The organism is Kitasatospora nipponensis, assembly GCF_039528135.1.
GTDB classification, from domain to species: Bacteria; Actinomycetota; Actinomycetes; order Streptomycetales; family Streptomycetaceae; genus Kitasatospora; species Kitasatospora nipponensis.
In genome coordinates, this window is the sequence record NZ_BAAALF010000800.1 from 1 (window position 1) to 653 (window position 653).

Annotated in this window: 1 pseudogene; it reads left to right on the forward strand. The window is 70.3% G+C overall.

Annotation, left to right across the window (positions count from 1 at the left end):
• Positions 1-653 (forward strand): annotated as a pseudogene (locus ABD323_RS43410) (hypothetical protein); the annotation flags it as partial.

Below are 653 nucleotides of genomic sequence, written 5' to 3' on the forward strand. Positions count from 1 at the left end.
CGCGGATCTTTGGCCCCGGGCATCTGTTCCGCATCGTGCAGCAGCCGGAGCCGGCCCGGGAGACGGGTACCCGGGTGCGGCTCTACCTGCGCGGGGATGCGGCCGAGTGGCGCTCCTGGTCGGCACCGGACACCCTGCGGCAGGTGCTGGGGATCGCCGAGTTCGCCACCACCGTCCGCCGGGGCGAGGAGGTGGCGAAGTGGGTGCCCGGTGTGCTGGCGGACACGTTCCGGCTGGAAAGGGTGGAGGAAATGCAGTTCGCGTTCGGGCCGGACGGGGCGGAGAGTTCGGCTGGAGCCAACCGCACAGTGGTGTGGCCCGGAGGGCCGGAGGGCACCCGGGTGATCTGGTGTGAGCGAGGTGGTGCGCTACTGGTGGACGGACTGCGGGTCGAACTCGGTGAGTCGAGCTGGGCCTTGCGTCATCTCCGAGGGGCTGTGGTCAGTCTCAGCGGCCGTCACACGCCTGGGCGGCTGTCCGTCGACCGGAGTCAGGTCCTCGACGACCTCTCGGAGCAACTGGAGGTTCTGCTGGCCGAAGCGGTTCCGGTCCTGGTCGGCGCGCCGGATTCGTTCCTGACACTCGAGTGGATGCGCAAGCTCGCCGAGGCCAGCCTGTATCTCGCGGACGTCGTCGCCACGGCGGCGGCCGAG